Source organism: Lonsdalea populi, assembly GCF_015999465.1.
Taxonomy (GTDB): domain Bacteria; phylum Pseudomonadota; class Gammaproteobacteria; order Enterobacterales; family Enterobacteriaceae; genus Lonsdalea; species Lonsdalea populi.
In genome coordinates, this window is sequence record NZ_CP065534.1 from 3,590,219 (window position 1) to 3,607,480 (window position 17,262).

At 57.9% G+C, this 17,262-nt stretch carries 17 protein-coding genes and 1 riboswitch; of the genes, 9 read left to right on the forward strand and 8 right to left on the reverse strand.

Annotated elements, in window-relative coordinates; genetic code table 11:
* The first annotated feature begins 515 nt into the window (after nt 1–515).
* Entirely contained in the window at nt 516–2,105 is a 1,590-nt protein-coding gene (gene purH / locus I6N93_RS15905; protein ID WP_085689844.1) for a bifunctional phosphoribosylaminoimidazolecarboxamide formyltransferase/IMP cyclohydrolase, read from the forward strand.
* Nucleotides 2,106–2,123: 18 nt separating this feature from the next.
* The gene (gene purD / locus I6N93_RS15910; RefSeq protein ID WP_085689846.1) at nt 2,124–3,416 is read left to right on the forward strand and encodes a phosphoribosylamine--glycine ligase; all 1,293 of its coding nucleotides are present in this window, start codon (nt 2,124–2,126) and stop codon (nt 3,414–3,416) included.
* 66 nt (nt 3,417–3,482) lie between these two features.
* On the opposite strand, the gene I6N93_RS15915 is transcribed toward purD, so the two are convergent.
* The 6 genes from I6N93_RS15915 to nudC all read right to left on the reverse strand — a co-directional run bounded on the left by I6N93_RS15915 (nt 3,483) and on the right by nudC (nt 7,964).
* Nucleotides 3,483–4,097 (reverse strand): DUF1481 domain-containing protein, encoded by a 615-nt coding sequence (locus I6N93_RS15915; RefSeq protein ID WP_309251036.1) that lies wholly within the window; start codon nt 4,095–4,097, stop codon nt 3,483–3,485.
* 91 nt (nt 4,098–4,188) lie between these two features.
* Nucleotides 4,189–4,461 carry a nucleoid-associated protein HU-alpha gene (gene hupA, locus I6N93_RS15920; protein ID WP_012882985.1) on the reverse strand — a complete coding sequence of 91 codons (273 nt, stop codon included), beginning with the start codon at nt 4,459–4,461 and terminating at the stop codon, nt 4,189–4,191.
* Between the two features lie 185 nt (nt 4,462–4,646).
* Entirely contained in the window at nt 4,647–5,237 is a 591-nt protein-coding gene (locus tag I6N93_RS15925; RefSeq protein ID WP_085689850.1) for a YjaG family protein, read from the reverse strand.
* 90 nt (nt 5,238–5,327) lie between these two features.
* Nucleotides 5,328–6,005, reverse strand: coding sequence for a deoxyribonuclease V (gene nfi, locus I6N93_RS15930; protein ID WP_085689852.1), 678 nt, complete (start codon nt 6,003–6,005; stop codon nt 5,328–5,330).
* Nucleotides 6,002–7,075 (reverse strand): uroporphyrinogen decarboxylase, encoded by a 1,074-nt coding sequence (hemE, locus tag I6N93_RS15935; protein ID WP_085689853.1) that lies wholly within the window; start codon nt 7,073–7,075, stop codon nt 6,002–6,004. The genes nfi and hemE overlap by 4 nt, the downstream gene beginning before the upstream one ends.
* Before the next feature lie 115 nt (nt 7,076–7,190).
* Complete coding sequence (gene nudC, locus I6N93_RS15940; protein ID WP_085689855.1) at nt 7,191–7,964, reverse strand: NAD(+) diphosphatase; 774 nt, start codon at nt 7,962–7,964, stop codon at nt 7,191–7,193.
* A gap of 373 nt (nt 7,965–8,337) precedes the next feature.
* Nucleotides 8,338–8,454, forward strand: a riboswitch (TPP riboswitch).
* A 108-nt stretch (nt 8,455–8,562) separates the two neighbouring features.
* Between nudC and thiC the strand changes: the two genes are divergently transcribed.
* From thiC to thiH, 6 genes are read left to right on the forward strand one after another with little or no spacing between them, the layout of a single operon-like run.
* Nucleotides 8,563–10,479, forward strand: a complete 1,917-nt coding sequence (gene thiC / locus I6N93_RS15945) for a phosphomethylpyrimidine synthase ThiC (protein ID WP_085689857.1) — start codon at nt 8,563–8,565, stop codon at nt 10,477–10,479.
* Nucleotides 10,479–11,123: a thiamine phosphate synthase gene (gene thiE / locus I6N93_RS15950; protein ID WP_085689859.1), complete on the forward strand. Its 645-nt coding sequence runs from the start codon at nt 10,479–10,481 to the stop codon at nt 11,121–11,123. The genes thiC and thiE overlap by 1 nt, the downstream gene beginning before the upstream one ends.
* 1 nt (nt 11,124) lies before the next feature.
* Nucleotides 11,125–11,874: a HesA/MoeB/ThiF family protein gene (locus tag I6N93_RS15955; RefSeq protein ID WP_085689861.1), complete on the forward strand. Its 750-nt coding sequence runs from the start codon at nt 11,125–11,127 to the stop codon at nt 11,872–11,874.
* Nucleotides 11,871–12,071, forward strand: a complete 201-nt coding sequence (gene thiS, locus I6N93_RS15960; protein ID WP_085689863.1) for a sulfur carrier protein ThiS — start codon at nt 11,871–11,873, stop codon at nt 12,069–12,071. The genes I6N93_RS15955 and thiS overlap by 4 nt, the downstream gene beginning before the upstream one ends.
* On the forward strand, nt 12,072–12,857 hold the full coding sequence (locus I6N93_RS15965) for a thiazole synthase (RefSeq protein WP_085689865.1): 786 nt from the start codon (nt 12,072–12,074) through the stop codon (nt 12,855–12,857).
* Complete coding sequence (gene thiH, locus I6N93_RS15970; RefSeq protein ID WP_085689867.1) at nt 12,854–13,999, forward strand: 2-iminoacetate synthase ThiH; 1,146 nt, start codon at nt 12,854–12,856, stop codon at nt 13,997–13,999. The genes I6N93_RS15965 and thiH overlap by 4 nt, the downstream gene beginning before the upstream one ends.
* 60 nt (nt 14,000–14,059) lie before the next feature.
* Here the strand turns inward: thiH and I6N93_RS15975 are convergent, their stop codons facing one another.
* Complete coding sequence (locus I6N93_RS15975) at nt 14,060–15,487, reverse strand: aminotransferase-like domain-containing protein (RefSeq protein WP_085689869.1); 1,428 nt, start codon at nt 15,485–15,487, stop codon at nt 14,060–14,062.
* Between the two features lie 175 nt (nt 15,488–15,662).
* On the opposite strand from I6N93_RS15975, the gene I6N93_RS15980 reads away from it, so the two are divergent.
* Nucleotides 15,663–15,911: a DUF1127 domain-containing protein gene (locus I6N93_RS15980; protein WP_085689870.1), complete on the forward strand. Its 249-nt coding sequence runs from the start codon at nt 15,663–15,665 to the stop codon at nt 15,909–15,911.
* Nucleotides 15,912–16,105: 194 nt separating this feature from the next.
* On the opposite strand, the gene I6N93_RS15985 is transcribed toward I6N93_RS15980, so the two are convergent.
* On the reverse strand, nt 16,106–17,176 hold the full coding sequence (locus tag I6N93_RS15985; protein WP_085689872.1) for a DUF1176 domain-containing protein: 1,071 nt from the start codon (nt 17,174–17,176) through the stop codon (nt 16,106–16,108).
* Between the last annotated feature and the right edge of the window lie 86 nt (nt 17,177–17,262).

Sequence of the window (17,262 nt, forward strand, 5' to 3'; positions counted from 1 at the left end):
TCAAGACTTTTTCGTATCTTTTGCGATAGTGTCTTGTGAGTGCCCACACAGATTGTCTGATTATATTGTTAAAGAGCGTTTCGTTTCCGCCTAAGCGGCTAACGTGAGGCCGCGTATATTACGCTTACCTCGTTCAGAGTCAACGACTTTCTTCGTCTTTCTCCGACTGTCACCGCGCCGCGTTGTCCGCTTCGCCGTGTCAGTGGGAGCGCATTATAGGGATTTCCTTTCAGCCTGCAACCGATATTTATCACAAATTTTATCGTTTGCTGCATTCCACAGCAAAAGGTCGACTTATACCCTTTTTTGCACAGAATTATCCACAGATATGTCAAACCCTGAAATTTGACAAGCATCACGCAAACGTTTTCGCTACAATTTCCCCCTTGAAAACCGGACCCCGGTTGCGGGGGCATTAGCTGAATATTCATCTCAAGGCCCTGACTTAAGCTTTTAATCAGCCATATTCACACAACGCTCTCTGAATACGAACCTAGCCAAGGGATCACATCACCATGCAACAACATCGTCCTCTCCGCCGTGCTTTGCTCAGCGTGTCTGACAAATCCGGTATTGTTGAATTCGCTCAAGCGCTGTCCGAACGCGGCGTGGAGCTACTCTCTACGGGCGGCACCGCGCGGCTGCTGGCCGACGCCGGACTGCCCGTGACGGAAGTGTCGGATTACACTGAATTTCCGGAGATGATGGACGGACGAGTCAAAACGCTTCACCCCAAAGTTCACGGTGGGATTCTTGGCCGCCGGGGTCAAGACGACGCCGTCATGGCGCAACACAATATCCAGCCTATTGATATGGTTGTTGTTAACCTTTACCCGTTCGCCCAAACGGTCGCAAAAGAGAACTGCACGCTGGCCGACGCCGTTGAAAACATCGATATCGGCGGACCCACCATGGTGCGCTCCGCCGCTAAGAACCATAACGATGTCGCCATTGTGGTAAAAAGCAGCGACTATGCCTCTATTATTAACGAGCTGGATTCGCACGAAGGCTCGCTGACCTACGAAACCCGTTTCGATCTCGCCATCAAAGCGTTTGAACATACGGCCGCGTACGACAGCATGATCGCCAACTACTTCGGCACCCAGGTTCCTGCCTACCACGGGGACACTTCTCGCCCCGCTGGCCACTTCCCCCGCACGCTTAACCTAAACTTTATTAAAAAGCAGGATATGCGCTATGGCGAGAACGGCCACCAGCAGGCCGCTTTCTATATAGAAGAAGAGGTGAGGGAAGCTTCAGTCGCTACCGCAACCCAATTGCAAGGCAAAGCGCTGTCATACAACAACATCGCCGATACCGACGCAGCGCTGGAGTGCGTGAAAGAGTTCGCCGAACCTGCCTGCGTCATTTTGAAACATGCTAATCCCTGCGGCGTGGCTATCGGCGACTCGATTCTCGACGCCTATGAACGCGCCTACAAAACCGACCCGACATCAGCCTTCGGCGGCATCATCGCATTTAACCGCGAGTTAGACGAAGCCACGGCGCAGGCCATCGTTAGCCGTCAGTTCGTCGAAGTGATTATCGCACCGTCGGTCAGCGACTCTGCGCTGCGGGTTACCGCCGCCAAACAGAACGTCCGGGTGCTCACCTGCGGACAATGGCAGCAACATATTCCCAGCCTTGACTTCAAGCGCGTCAACGGCGGTTTGCTGGTACAGGATCGCGACCTCGGTATGGTCGAAGCTTCACAGCTGCGGGTGGTCACGGAACGTCAGCCCACCGAAGCGGAGCTACGCGATGCGCTGTTCTGCTGGAAGGTGGCGAAATTCGTCAAATCCAACGCCATCGTCTATGCCCGCGACAATATGACCATCGGTATCGGCGCAGGACAGATGAGCCGCGTTTATTCCGCCAAGATCGCCGGCATCAAAGCCGAGGATGAAGGATTGGTGGTCGAAGGCTCCGTCATGGCGTCCGATGCCTTCTTCCCGTTCCGTGACGGCATTGATGCCGCTGCTGCCGTAGGCATTACCTGTGTCATTCAGCCGGGCGGCTCCATTCGCGACGACGAAGTGATCGCCGCCGCCAATGAACACAGCATTGCTATGCTATTTACCGACATGCGTCATTTCCGCCATTAATCCGGAGCGAGACTCACCATGAATATTTTAATTATCGGCAACGGCGGGCGCGAACATGCGCTGGCCTGGAAAGCAGCGCAATCTCCCCTGGCGGATAAAGTGTTCGTCGCGCCCGGCAATGCGGGCACCGCGTTGGAACCGCCGCTGGAGAATGTCGACATCGCCGCAACAGATATTCCGGCGCTGCTCGACTTTGCGAAGAAAAACGACATTGGTCTGACTATCGTCGGGCCGGAAGCACCGTTGGTCATCGGCATCGTCGATGCTTTCCGTGCAGCGCAACTCCCCATCTTCGGCCCAACTCAGGCCGCAGCGCAGCTTGAAGGCTCTAAAGCGTTCACTAAAGACTTCCTGGCGCGTCATCATATTCCCACAGCGGAATACCAGAACTTTACCGACATCGAACCGGCTATCGCCTATATCCGCGAGAAAGGCGCTCCTATCGTCATTAAGGCCGATGGGCTGGCCGCAGGAAAAGGCGTCATCGTCGCCATGACGTTGGAAGAAGCCGAAAATGCCGTGACGGATATGTTGGCAGGCAACGCATTTGGTGATGCCGGTCACCGCGTCGTCGTCGAAGAGTTTTTGGATGGCGAAGAAGCCAGCTTTATCGTCATGGTCGACGGCAAGCACGTGCTGCCGATGGCCACCAGCCAGGATCATAAGCGCGTGGGTGACGGCGACTCCGGCCCCAATACCGGCGGCATGGGCGCTTATTCTCCGGCCCCAGTGGTGACCGACGAGATTCACCAGCGCGTGATGGACCAGATTATTTGGCCAACCGTGCGCGGCATGGCGGCGGAAGGGAACGTCTACACCGGCTTTCTTTATGCGGGACTGATGATCTCCGCCGACGGTCAACCCAAGGTCATCGAATTCAACTGCCGCTTCGGCGATCCGGAAACGCAGCCGATTATGCTGCGTATGCGCTCCGATTTGGTCGCGCTTTGCCTAGCGGCCTGTGATGGCAAGCTGGATGAACAGCGTTCCGAATGGGATGAACGTCCTTCTCTGGGTGTGGTTCTCGCCGCCGGCGGTTATCCGGCTGACTATCGCAAAGGCGATACCATTTCCGGCCTGAGAACGTCCGAAACGGCAGATGGCAAAGTCTTCCATGCCGGCACCGCCCTGAAGGGCAATGACGTGGTGACCGACGGTGGACGAGTCCTGTGCGTAACGGCACTGGGCGCAAGCGTGAAAGACGCTCAGCGTAATGCCTATGCGCTGGCGAAAGGGATTCGTTGGGAAGGGGCTTTCTGCCGTACCGACATTGGTTACCGCGCTATCGACCGGGAACAGCCGCACTCCTGATGTCTTAGCATAATGAGTGAGCCTTCTTGCGGGGGCTCACTTTAACTCGCACCGCGTTGAGTCGCTCTACAGTGAATCCTCCGTGGGCTCCCAACGACAAAAATCTTCATTGGCGACCAGCAGAAGCTGCGTCCCTTCAGGAGACTCCAGCCAGGCGATGCTTAGCGGAATGGAAGATCGCTGCTGACGCTGCGCTATACGTTGCGAGGCGCTGCGGTCCAGACTCGGACGAAGGCGTTGACCGTCGCAAGTCACCACCCCCCCGTCCTGCCACTGTCCCTGCTTCAATTGAACGTTCCCCGTGCGCATGACGTCGCTCATTTCCAGAAGCCTTCCCGCATCAAACTGATACAGCGCGATATCATCATCAGATAAGGGCTCGCGGCGGTCGGGTAGCTGACGCTGCATGTAGCTGACGGCGCCTTTGGCGTCAAAACGCAGATGCACGTCCTCTTTGTCAGGCGCGCTCCTGCTTTGCGTGATTTCACGCACGGCGTTTTGCTGGAAGTGGTATCGAGTGATGTGGGTGCTGTGGCCATTAAACGGGCTGAAGACCGTCACCAGTGCCGTTTGCTGCTGAGCCGGGTCGTCTTTGCGCCACACGCGCACTACGCCGCGGTCAGAGAGATATCCCCCGGCATACAATGCGGAGGGCGGCGAGTGGGAGCTGCAGGAAACCACCAGGGCGGCTACGCTCCCAACCGCAGTGCGCTTAAGAAAAAGCAAAAGGGGCGAAATCGCCCCTCTGTTCAAACTTTTTCTTAGCATGCGCTTATTTTACAGCGTCTTTCAGTGCTTTACCGGAAACAAATGCAGGCACGTTGGCAGCTGCGATTTTGATTTCTTTACCCGTCTGCGGGTTGCGGCCAGTGCGCTCATTACGATGATTGACTTTGAAAGTACCAAAACCAACTAATTGTACTGCATCACCTTCTTTCAGAGACTCAGTAATTGCCGCCAGAGTAGCTTCCAATGCAGCTTTAGCCTGGGTCTTGGAAAGGTCAGCCTTGTCAGCAATTACATCAATCAGTTGAGTCTTATTCATAAGTTATCCTTACAGTGTGTTTATCGCTTGCTAAGCATCGAGTGCGACGGAAATGCCATTAAAGCACTCTCCTGCATACACGCACCGACAGCCACTTTTTTTACGCCCCCCAAATGTAGACCAGACAGGGTGCGGTGTGAAGCCCTTGGAGCGGCCATTTAAGACCTTAAATCACGTTTTACCGGTTATTGATATAAATTTATCCCAATATTGCTGCTTCCCGCCTCGCGCAGATCCGCACGAAGACCTTTGATCAGCTCGATATCACGTTCTTCACAGGCCGCCAACAGGCGGAAGATCTCCCACTGGAGATCCCATTCCTCTTCAATGGCAGGAATAACATTGAGTTCTTCATCCGTCATTTCTCTGCCAGCCTGAGTCATCTCCAGCATCGCTACCGTCCTAATGGAGGTTTCACTAATCGCGATAGCATGCGATAGCGTTTCACCGCTCAGGCGAGAGTGAACTAACTCGCCCAAAGCGATACAGGCATCGATCGCTGGATAGACCCCGTAAAGATCATAGTCGTCAGCGGATGGAACCGCATCTTCAAGCTTTTCCAACTGAAGATCAAAGTTAACCTTAGCATCTTTGACCACCAGTGTTTCCCAAATCAGATCGAGAATGCGGCGGTATACCTGCGCATCGCCAAATTCCGTCTGGCGGCAGAACTCATGATAGTTGGGATACATACGTTCACAGAGGCTCGCCATGAAAGTGACGTGCTGCCAGCTTTCCAGTTTCTCCAGACGCAAATGAATGGGATTACGTAACATGTTTTATCTCTAACGTGACAGACTGCAGTGTAGCCAAAAACGCCCCGCGGCCCTATTCCTGAATTCCTAAAAAAACGCTGGCGCGATTATCTACAGTGTTTGCCGATGTTGCCAGCGCTGAAATGCAATTCGGTTTGACGCCGCCGCGTCGGCCCAGCGCGTGGGCTCCGGCAACCGGTAGCCGCGCGTGCAGCGTTTTACCCACAACAACGCCGTTTCCAAACCGACCCGGTGCCCGGTTGAAACAAACAGCGGATTGCAGCGTAATTTACTTCGCCATACCCAGCCAATCTGTTCGCCCTTGTCCACTAGCGGCTGCTGACTGCCGATGTCGGCATCCAGCGCAGCATAGTGGCCACATAGGCGGCTTTTGGCCACGCCGATGGTAGGCACATCGACCATCAGCCCAAAATGGCTGGCGACGCCCAGGCGGCGAGGATGGGAAATACCATGACCGTCCACAAACAGCAGATCCGGCGGGTGACGCAGTGATCCCCACGCGGCCATCAGCGCGGGAGCCTCGCGAAAAGAGAGCAGTCCCGGAATATAAGGCATCGTCGTCGGGATACGCGCTATCTGATACTCCACCAGCGCCAGCGACGGATACGCCAATACGGCAATCGCCGCCCGGGTCACCGTGCCCTCCTGCTCAAACCCGACGTCCGCGCCGGCAATCAACGCCGGCTGTTTGAACGGGAGCGCATCATGACGGATGACCTGAGCCGCCTTGATTAACTGTTCCGCCCGTAGAGACTGAGTGTCGATCATGCCTTCTCCTGGTGATAAGGCCGGGACAGGCGATGCACCGCGTCCACGAACGCCCCGGCGTGTTCCGGCGGCACATCCTGATGGATGCCGTGACCAAGGTTGAACACGTGGCCGTTGCCCGGACCAAAACCGTCCAGAATGGCGGCGACTTCCTGTTCGATACGCGCAGGGGGAGCATAAAGCATGGACGGATCCATATTGCCCTGCAGAGCAACCTTATCGCCCACGCGACGACGGGCGTCGGCGATATCCGTTGTCCAGTCCAGACCCAACGCGTCGCAGCCTGTTTCCACCATCGCCTCCAGCCACTGCCCGCCGCCTTTGGTGAACAGCGTCACCGGTACACGGCGGCCCTCATGCTCACGCAGCAGGCCATCGACGATCTTATGCATGTAATGCAGCGAAAATTCGCGATAATCGCGACCGCTGAGCGCGCCGCCCCAGGTATCGAAAATCATGACCGCCTGAGCGCCCGCTTTGATTTGTGCGTTCAGGTAAAGGATGACGCTGCCCGCCAGTTTGTCCAACAACAGATGCAGCGTGCGGGGTTCGGCGAACAGCATTTTTTTGATAATGGTAAACGCCTTGCTGCTACCACCTTCGACCATATAGGTGGCCAACGTCCACGGGCTGCCCGAGAAGCCGATCAGCGGTACTTCGCCCGCCAGATTGCGACGGATGGTTCGTACGGCGTTCATCACGTAGCCCAGTTCCTGTTCCGGATCGGGGATCGGCAACGCCGCGACGTCGGCATGGCTTCTGAGCGGATGACGAAAACGCGGACCTTCGCCCGCTTCAAAATAAAGTCCCAATCCCATCGCATCCGGGATCGTCAGAATATCGGAGAACAGAATGGCCGCGTCCAGCGCATAGCGGCGCAGCGGCTGCAGCGTTACTTCGCAGGCCAGCTCGGCATTCTTGCACAACGACATAAAATCTCCGGCCTGAGCGCGCGTCGCTTTATATTCCGGCAGATAACGACCAGCCTGACGCATCATCCAAACAGGCGTGACATCAACAGGCTGACGTAACAGAGCGCGTAAATAGCGATCGTTTTTAAGGTCGGTCATGATCTTTTCCTTTTGGCGCCTGAACGGCAGGCGCGCAGGTCGCTGTGGTCTGGGTATTTCAGGCGGCAGTGTAGCGGGTTGATTCCCCTCAGGCTACACGCATGACGCAGACGGATTAGCCGTCGGCTTCACGGCACATCACCACCGTATCTTCTATCAGGCGGCGCGCCACGGTTCCCGGCGGCGGCAGGATTGGCAGTTTGTCGTAACGGAACCAGGCGGCATCGCGGAGCTCGGAGGGATCGTGACGCAGTTCGCCGTCGGCATACTCCGCAATATAGGCCATCATCAGAGAATGGGGGAACGGCCAGGGCTGAGAACTCACATATTGGAGATTTTTAATGCGAATATTGCTCTCTTCCATGACTTCTCGGGCTACGGCCTGTTCAAGCGTTTCACCCAGCTCGACGAACCCGGCCAGCGCGGTGTACATATTGCCCCGGTGGCGGACATGCTGCGCCAGTAAAATTTCGCTGCCGCGGCGGATCGCGACGATGACGCAGGGCGCAATCTGCGGATAGTAGCGCTCCCGGCAGTGGCCGCACAGGCAGGCCAGCTCGGTTTTGCTGTGGTGCATCTCATGACCGCAGTAGCCGCAGAAACGGTGGGCGCGATAAAACTCGGCCAGCTGAACTCCCCGGCCGGCCAACTGAAACAGCCCGCCCTCCACGTCCAGCAGTTGGCGCAGCGATCCCATCTCTTCAGGCATCGTCTGGCGCACCAGCCAGACAGGCTCGCCCTGCCATTCACCGATTCGGCGTGCGGGACACGTTTTCAGTCCCCATTGGGTGGAACAACCTTGCGGTAATCTCCCCTGAGGCAGCCAAATCTGATGGTTCTCGCTGACAACCCACCAGCCGTGCTCTTCACCTGTTAACGTTACTTCCATCTTTTCTTTCGCCCTCTGTCACCGAGTCTATGGCTATGATGTGTAGATATAGACAACATTAATGCATATAAATCAGACGCTCTACGCTTTAGCACAATACCACGCCATGGAAACTCGTTCCGTCGTTCTCTCTCCTCGCCGCTTTCAATCCGCAATCATGTATTTCGGTGACATTGCCCGCAAGAAGGATGATTTATCGCATATTTTGCGAAAAATAAGGCCACTGTCAGCAACAGGCATTTTCTATCGTTCTGACGCTGGCTGTCCTGCCGAAGACCTGCCCGTTGACCTCGCCCGTCGCCGATCCCGCCTTTGACAGCGACGTGTTGCCAGCATAAAGTGTAGGCGATTGACTTCGCCCAACTCACCGGGCGTCATCTTGTCGGAGTGCCCAGCGTTGCGGTAACGTGTGCGGGCTGAGACCGTTAATTCGGGATCCGCGGAACCTGATCAGGTTAAAACCTGCGAAGGGAACAAGAGTAATTTTTATCCTTTTCCCCAGACAAAATCGTCAGCCCCGGGGAAAAAGAAACGTCTCCATTACTCCATCCGAACTCCAGACAAGCAATGTTTCCTTTTAGCCAAACAGGAATTTGCTATGTCTACAGAAAAGAAATCGTCAGGACGCCGCGAGCAACGCGCCTCCGCACAACGTTTTATCGACGAGGTGCGGGGCACCGCCTTTCCGCAATCACGGCGCATTTATCTGACCGGCTCACGGCCGGATATTCGCGTCCCTCTGCGCGAAATTCAACTCAGTCCTACGCTGCTCGGGGGAAACAGGGAAGCGCCTCGCTACGAACCGAATGAACCCATACCGGTCTACGACACCGCCGGACCTTATGGCGATCCCGAAGCCGTCCCCGATGTTCGCCGCGGACTGGCTCGTATGAGAACCTCCTGGATCGAAGAGCGCGGCGACACCGAACAATTAGCCCAGCTCAGTTCCGGATTTACCCAACAACGTCTGGCCGATGCCGGTCTGGACCACCTGCGCTTCGAACATCTTCCCCAGCCCCGCCGTGCCCAACCCGGTCAACGGGTGTCCCAGTTGCACTACGCCCGCCGGGGGATCATCACGCCGGAAATGGAGTTCGTCGCCCTACGGGAAAACATGGGCCGCGAGCGGGTGTCGAGTCAAACGCTGCGTCGCCAGCATCCCGGCCAGAGTTTCGGCGCCCATCTGCCGCAGGTCATCACGCCCGAGTTTGTTCGTCAGGAAGTGGCCGCCGGGCGCGCAATCATCCCCGCCAATATTAACCATCCAGAATCCGAGCCCATGATTATCGGCCGCAATTTTCTGGTGAAGGTGAACGCCAATATCGGCAATTCGGCGGTCACCTCCTCGATTGAGGAGGAGGTCGAAAAGCTGGTGTGGTCCACCCGCTGGGGAGCCGATACCGTAATGGACCTTTCTACCGGCCGCTATATCCATGAAACGCGCGAGTGGATCTTGCGCAATAGTCCGGTGCCTATTGGGACAGTGCCGATTTATCAGGCGCTGGAGAAGGTCAACGGCGTCGCGGAAAACCTGACCTGGGAGATGTTCCGCGACACTCTGCTGGAGCAGGCCGAACAGGGCGTCGATTACTTCACCATCCACGCCGGCGTGCTGCTGCGCTATGTGCCGATGACCGCGAAACGCCTGACCGGCATCGTCTCACGCGGCGGCTCCATCATGGCGAAATGGTGTCTGTCGCATCACAAAGAGAGCTTCCTGTACGAGCACTTCCGCGAGATATGTGAAATATGCAGCGCTTACGATATCGCGCTTTCGCTGGGCGACGGCCTGCGCCCCGGCTCGATTCAGGACGCCAACGACGAGGCGCAGTTCGCCGAACTGCATACCCTGGGCGAACTGACCCACATCGCCTGGGAGTACGACGTTCAGGTGATGATTGAAGGTCCCGGTCATGTGCCGATGCAGATGATCCGCCGCAATATGACCGAAGAGCTGGAGCACTGCCACGAAGCGCCTTTTTATACTCTCGGCCCGCTCACCACGGATATCGCGCCGGGCTATGACCACTTCACCTCCGGCATCGGCGCCGCCATGATCGGCTGGTTCGGTTGCGCGATGTTGTGTTACGTGACGCCGAAAGAGCATCTTGGGCTGCCGAACAAAGAGGATGTCAAACAGGGGCTGATTACCTACAAGATCGCCGCGCACGCCGCAGATCTGGCGAAAGGCCATCCAGGAGCGCAGATCCGCGACAACGCGATGTCGAAAGCCCGCTTCGAATTTCGCTGGGAGGACCAATTCAATCTGGCCTTGGATCCGGAAACGGCGCGGGCCTATCACGACGAAACGCTGCCGCAGGAATCCGGCAAGGTGGCCCACTTCTGCTCCATGTGCGGCCCGAAGTTCTGCTCCATGAAAATTTCTCAGGAGGTACGGGACTACGCCGCGAGACAACAGGTGGACGCCCAGCCGATTGAGGTCGGCATGGCGCAGATGTCGGCCGAATTCCGCGCTCACGGCGGCGAACTGTATGTCCCGCAGGAGGAGGCCTGATGAGCGCCCCCCTGCTTTCGTTTCCCAGCGAGGAATCACGGCTGGGGCTCTACCCTGTCGTCGACAGCGTGCAGTGGATCGAGCGATTGCTCAGTGTGGGCGTGAAGACCCTGCAACTGAGGATCAAAGACCAGCCTGAATCTCAAATGGAGCCAGAGGTGATCAAGGCGATCGCCCTCGCCCGCCGCTATCAGGCGCGTCTGTTTATCAACGATGACTGGCAACTGGCCATCAAGCACCAGGCCTACGGCGTCCATCTCGGTCAGGAGGATCTGGATAACGCCGATCTGAGCGCCATCCGGCGCGCCGGACTGCGGCTGGGTGTCTCAACCCATGATGATAACGAGCTGGCGCGCGCCGTCGCTATCGCGCCTTCCTACATCGCGCTGGGGCATATTTTCCCGACGCAGACCAAAGCGATGCCGTCGGCGCCGCAGGGACTGGCCGAACTGGCGCGTCATATCAGTGAACTGGCGGGACGCTTCCCCACGGTCGCTATCGGCGGCATCAGCATCGAACGGGTGCCTTCCGTGCTGGCGACAGGCGTCGGCAGCATCGCCGTCGTGAGCGCCATCACTCAGGCGGCGGACTGGCGACAGGCGACCGCGACCTTGCTGCGCCTGATCGAAAAGCGGGAGGCGTAACATGCTGAACGATCAGGCCTTTATGCGTTACAGCCGCCAGCTGTTGCTGGAAGATATCGGTCCCGTTGGTCAGCAGCGGCTGGCTGACGCCACCGTGTTGCAAGTCGGTCTCGGCGGTCTGGGCGCGCCTTGTGCGCTCTATCTGGCGGCCGCAGGCGTCGGCAGGCTGCTGCTGGCGGATCATGACACGCTGCATATCTCCAACCTGCAACGCCAGGTGCTCTATCGCACTGAGGATATCGCGCAACCTAAAGCGATTCTGGCTCAGAGTCAGCTGTTGGCGCTGAACCCGGACATCGCGATCGAAGCGTTACAGTCGCGATTGGAAGGCGAAGCGCTGGCTGAAGCGGTCAGCCGCGTCGACCTGGTGCTGGACTGTAGCGACAACATGGCGACGCGCCATGCCGTCAACGCCGCCTGCGTCCGGGCTGAAAAACCGTTAGTCAGCGCCAGCGCCGTCGGCTTCGGCGGCCAATTGCTCGTGCTGACGCCCCCCTATCTTCACGGCTGCTACGCCTGCCTTTATCCGGATGCGACCGAGCCTGTGCGCAACTGCCGCACCGCCGGCGTATTGGGGCCGGTTGCCGGGGTCATGGGGACTTTACAGGCCTTGGAGGCCATCAAACTGCTGTGCGGACTGCCCTCCATGCTGGACGGCAAGCTGAGGCTGTTCGACGCCCGCCAGCAGCAGTGGAATACGCTCCAGCTCTCCCCCGCTGCGGGCTGCCCGGTCTGCCGGAGCGCCGTATGAAAATTTTTATCAATGAGGAAGCCATCACGCTGGAGGAGCCGATCAGCGTGGAGCAGCTGTTGCAACGGTTGGATCGTCTGCAACCGGGCACCGCGCTGGCGATCAATCAGATCGTCATCCCCCGCCCCGACTGGAGCGCCTGTCGGGTGCAGGACGGGGACGACATTTTGCTTTTTCAGGCGATAGCAGGAGGATAAATGCTCACCATCGCAGAAACCACATTTACATCCCGGCTGCTGGCAGGCACCGGCAAGTTCGCCAGCGCAGAGATCATGAGCGCGGCGCTGCAGGCGGCAGGCTCCCAACTGGTCACGCTGGCGATGAAACGCGTTAGCCTTTCCGGCGGCAGCGACGCGCTTCTGGCGCCGCTACAGCGTCTGGGGGTACAGCTGTTACCGAATACCTCGGGGGCCAAAACGGCGGAGGAAGCGGTCTTCGCCGCCCATCTGGCTCGGGAAGCGTTGGGGACTCGCTGGATTAAGCTCGAGATTCATCCCGATATGAAATACCTGCTGCCCGACCCGGTGGAAACGCTGAAGGCAGCGGCCCAGCTGGTGAAAGAAGGATTTATCGTGCTGCCCTACTGCGGCGCCGATCCGGTGCTGTGCAAACGGCTGGAGGCCGTCGGCTGTGCTGCGGTCATGCCGCTGGGAGCGCCGATCGGCTCTAATCAGGGCCTGCAAACGCGCGATTTTCTGCGCATCATCATCGAACAGGCGCAGGTTCCGGTCGTGGTCGACGCCGGGATCGGCGCGCCCAGCCAGGCCGCCGAGGCTATCGAGATGGGGGCCGATGCCGTACTGGTCAACACGGCGATGGCCGTCGCCCGTGACCCGGTCGGTATGGCCCGCGCCTTTCGGCTAGCGGTTGAGGCGGGCGCGCTGGCGACGGAGTCGGGCTTGGGTACGCGTCAATCCCACGCCACCGCCACCAGCCCTCTGACCGATTTTCTACATCAAAATCCAACGGGAGCAAACTCATGAGCGAAGGATTTTATCGCCGCTGGGAGACGCTCGACTGGGACGATCTCCGTTTTCGCATCAACGGTAAAACGTCTGCCGACGTCCTGCGGGCGCTCGATGCGCCCCGACTCGACCTCGACGACTTCATGGCGTTGATTTCGCCCGCCGCGGCAGGCTACCTCGAACCGCTGGCCCAGCGCGCGCAGCGTCTTACCCGCCAGCGCTTCGGCAATACGGTGGGATTTTATGTTCCGCTGTATTTGTCCAACCTCTGCGCCAACGACTGCACCTACTGCGGGTTTTCGATGAGCAATCGGATTAAGCGCAAGATCCTGAATGACGATGAGATCCAGCGGGAGTGCCGTGCAATCCGCCAGCTAGGGTTCGACCAACTGTTGCTGGTCGCCGGCGAGCATCAGGGCAAGGTGGGGATGGACTACTTTCGACGGGTGCTGCCGCTGATCAGACCGCACTTCAGCTCGCTGATGATGGAAGTGCAGCCGCTGGCGACGGAGGAGTATGCCGAGCTAAAGGCGCTGGGACTAGATGGCGTCATGGTCTACCAGGAAACCTATCACGCGCCGACCTACGCGCGGCACCACCTGCGCGGCCGCAAACAGGATTTCCCCTGGCGGCTGGCCACGCCGGATCGTCTCGGCGCGGCGGGGATCGACAAGATCGGCCTCGGCGCGTTGATCGGCCTGTCGGACAGCTGGCGCATGGACTGCTACATGGTGGCGGAACACCTGCTGGACCTGCAGCGACGTTACTGGCAAAGCCGCTTTTCTCTCTCGTTTCCACGCCTGCGCCCGTGTGCGGGTGGTATTGAACCGGCTTCGCTGATGGATGAAGCACAGCTGATGCAGACGATTTGCGCATTTCGGCTGCTGGCGCCGGACGTGGAGCTGTCGTTGTCGACGCGCGAGTCGCCTTTCTTTCGCGATCATATGGTGTCCATCGCCATCAACAGCGTGAGCGCCTTCTCCAAAACGCAGCCGGGTGGCTACGCCGACAACCACCCGGAGCTGGAACAGTTCGCTCCCCATGATGCCCGGCGGCCGGAGGCGGTGGCAGACGCGATAATCCGTGCCGGCCTACAGCCCGTGTGGAAAGACTGGGACGGCTATCTGGGAAGATCGCGCATTTCATCGCACCACGACTGAACGTACCGCGATGTCTTGAACGCCGGACATCGCGGTCCTTCGTCCTCGCGCCTGAGGGGCTCAGGCCTTGCACGCGAGCGTCATCTCCCGCTCGATTTCTTCCCCAATCATCTTCAACGCCCTTTCCGTTTTCTCTGTGCAGGGTAACGCATAGTTGAGACGCAGACAGTTGCGGTATTTGCCCGATGCCGAAAACAGAGAACCTACGGCGACCTGCGTATCGCGTTCAGCCAGACGGCGATTCAACCGGATGCCGTCGAAGGCTTCCGGCAGTTCTATCCACATCAAAAAGCCGCCCTGCGGTCGGCTAACGCAGATCCCCTCGGGGAAATAATGGCGGACGAAGCTGGTGAAGCGACACTGATTACGCTGGTATTGCGCACGCATTCGCCTCAGGTGCGGCAGGTAATGGCCCTGACGGATAAACTCGGCGACCGCCGATTGCGTCAGGATGACGCCGCCTCCGCTGTTCACGTATTTCATATGCAGCACGCGATCGAGATACCGTCCCGGCGCGACCCAACCCACTCTCAGGCCCGGCCCCATAACTTTGGAAAAGGAGCTGCACAACAGCACGCGCCCATCGTCATCCAACGACTTCAAGGTCATCGGCCGCGGGTATTCATAGGCCAGCTCGCCATAGACGTCGTCCTCGATTACGGCGATATCGAAACGCTGCGCGAGCGTCATCAATCCCCGCTTACGCGCCTCCGGCATGATAAAACCCAGCGGGTTATTGCAGTTCGGCACCACAAACACGGCCTTAATAGGCCACTGGTCCAGCGCTAACTCTAGCGCCTCCAAACTGAGTCCGTTGACAAAATCCGTCGGAATTTCAATGACCTTTACCCTGTAACTCCGCAGCGTCTGCATCATCCCATAAAACGTCGGGGATTCGACAGCGATGATATCGCCCGGCTGACAGACAGCCCGAAGGCAAAGAAACAGCGCTTCCTGACACCCCGTCGTGGTGACGATCTCATCAGCGGTCAGCCTGCACCCGCTGTCGACCGCCAGGCGTGCAATTTGCTCCCGCAGTGTCGTTACGCCGCGCAAGCCGCCGTATTGCAAAAGCGAGGCGTCCGACTTCATACCCTGTCGACTGATGATTTTCCACAACGGTTTGATGGTGGCCGACGTCACATCCGGCATGCCGTTGCCCAGATGCATGACCTCGCTTTCCCTACGCATGTCTAACAACCCACGCACCGCATCCCAATGGGTAATTTCAACCGGCCGCTGCGCCGGGCGCGTAATCGCAGGAATAGGCGGCGCGGCATAACGTGCAGAGACAAAGTAGCCCGAGCGCGGCTGCGGAGAAATCAGCATCTGCTCTTCCAGCAGATGGTAAGCCTGCTGGACCGTACTGATGCTCACGCCATGCTCCTGCGAGAGGATTCTGACCGAGGGCAGCCGTTCTCCCGGCTGATAAAGCCCTTGTTGAATGCGCTGCGCCAACAAGGTGGCCAGATGCTGATAGCGAGTCATGAAAGTATCCTTCATTGGAACATTATCGTCAGAAACCAGTACAGATTGACACGAAAAGTCCCATTCAGAGTCATACAATTCTCTTCTGTATGGTAAATAAAGCGCATTTGTGAATCTGTATTGTTTTCTCACTCTCTTTCATGATGGTGCCACACTACACGGGGAGGGACTGAAAATGGCACGACACGGTCAACATTCGCAAACATTCTCGCTGCGCGCGCTATTTATCGAAGTCTGCGGGCATTGGCAGCGACGACGTCTGCGCACCAGAACGCGCAAACTACTGCATATGATGAGCGACGAACGCCTCAAGGATATCGGCCTGTCGCGTGCGGACATTGACCAGTGCTACCGGGCCGATGCCTTCGGCAAAGACGGTTGGCTTCAGTGCCGGAATGATGCTCACAGGAAAAATGAGAGGTAAGCGATGTCGCTAATTTTTTTTCGCGACGGTTTCCATATCAGTGCGGCTGCGGTCGCGGGGAAAACCGGGCAACGTTAAAGTGCGCATGCCGGTACACTTGCCGGCCGCAGGCTGACTGTGAATCCTCGAGCCTGCGCCTCTTATGTCGCCGTCGGTCTGGTTCTGGCCGACTGCGGCCCTTCCTACGCTTAGCGCTATTTGCCTTCGTTATACCCCGGCGTTTCCCACAGCGAAGGCCATTCGCCAGGCCAACCGCCGTTACATCCCCTCTGGCTGTGATAAGTCACTAGCCGGAACTGTTGACCGTCGTAACGCCACTGGGCGCTTTCACCGCAGTCGGCAAAGCCGCGGCCTTTCACCAGATGGAACAGATCGCCAGTCTGGGGATCATAGTCAGCGTTGGTAAACCAATCTACCTGCTGAGGACGTCCGTTTTCATCCGGCAGCGGCAACGGCAGCACCAGTTGACGCGCGGCCGACGGATTATCGCGCGGCGTGATAAACACCAGGCTCGATGATTGATAAGCGCCCATGCCGCAGTTGATCATGACCAGCGCATTGCGTTGGTCCAGCGGCTGAACCTGATTAATCGCTTTATCCTGCTCGTTGATATCGCAAGTCTCTCTCACCAGCAGCACATGCTGCGCCTTGATGACGGCCTCGACCAACGTTTGCGGATTGCTGACCGCAGGCACGTTTGTCAGCGCGGGCGGCAGTCCGGGTTGACTCAACCTCGCCGGGACGTCGGAAGCCGGTTTACTACCGCGCTGCCGCAGCGCCCCTTGTGTGCCAATTCGTCCCTGACGTTCATCCACCAGCAGGAGCGCCGCGTTCAATCCACGTAAGGAGCTGCCCTGTTGCGGATCGTCACCGACGGAAAGCGTCAGCGCATCTTTAGCCTGCTGTAAAAAATGTTGTATCACGGGCAAATTTTCCGTGGCGACAATCGCGTCGTCGTCGTTAAGCGCAGGCGTTAAATTCAACCCTTCCGCCGGGTCTTCATCCAGCCACAATGTGGGATGGGCTTCCTGAGAAAAAGGCACGATCGTCAATGACGTTACGCCGGTCGCGCCGGACTGCCGCGTGAGCGTGATACGCAGATTTTCATCAATATTACGCACGTCGCAGTCGTTCAGGTTGTTGCACGTCACCTGCCAGTTAGAGAAAATTTTTTGCACCGGCGGCGCAAACGGCATTCCGGCAGCAAAAGCCGGCACGGCGGACAATACCGCCAGACTGGCTGCAACCACGCTTGCTTTCAGCATAATGTGTCTCTCATTGCTCTGTTTTCTGTCTCATCACTCGCTTTTTATGCATAAAAAAACCGCTCCGGGGAGCGGTTTTTTATCAT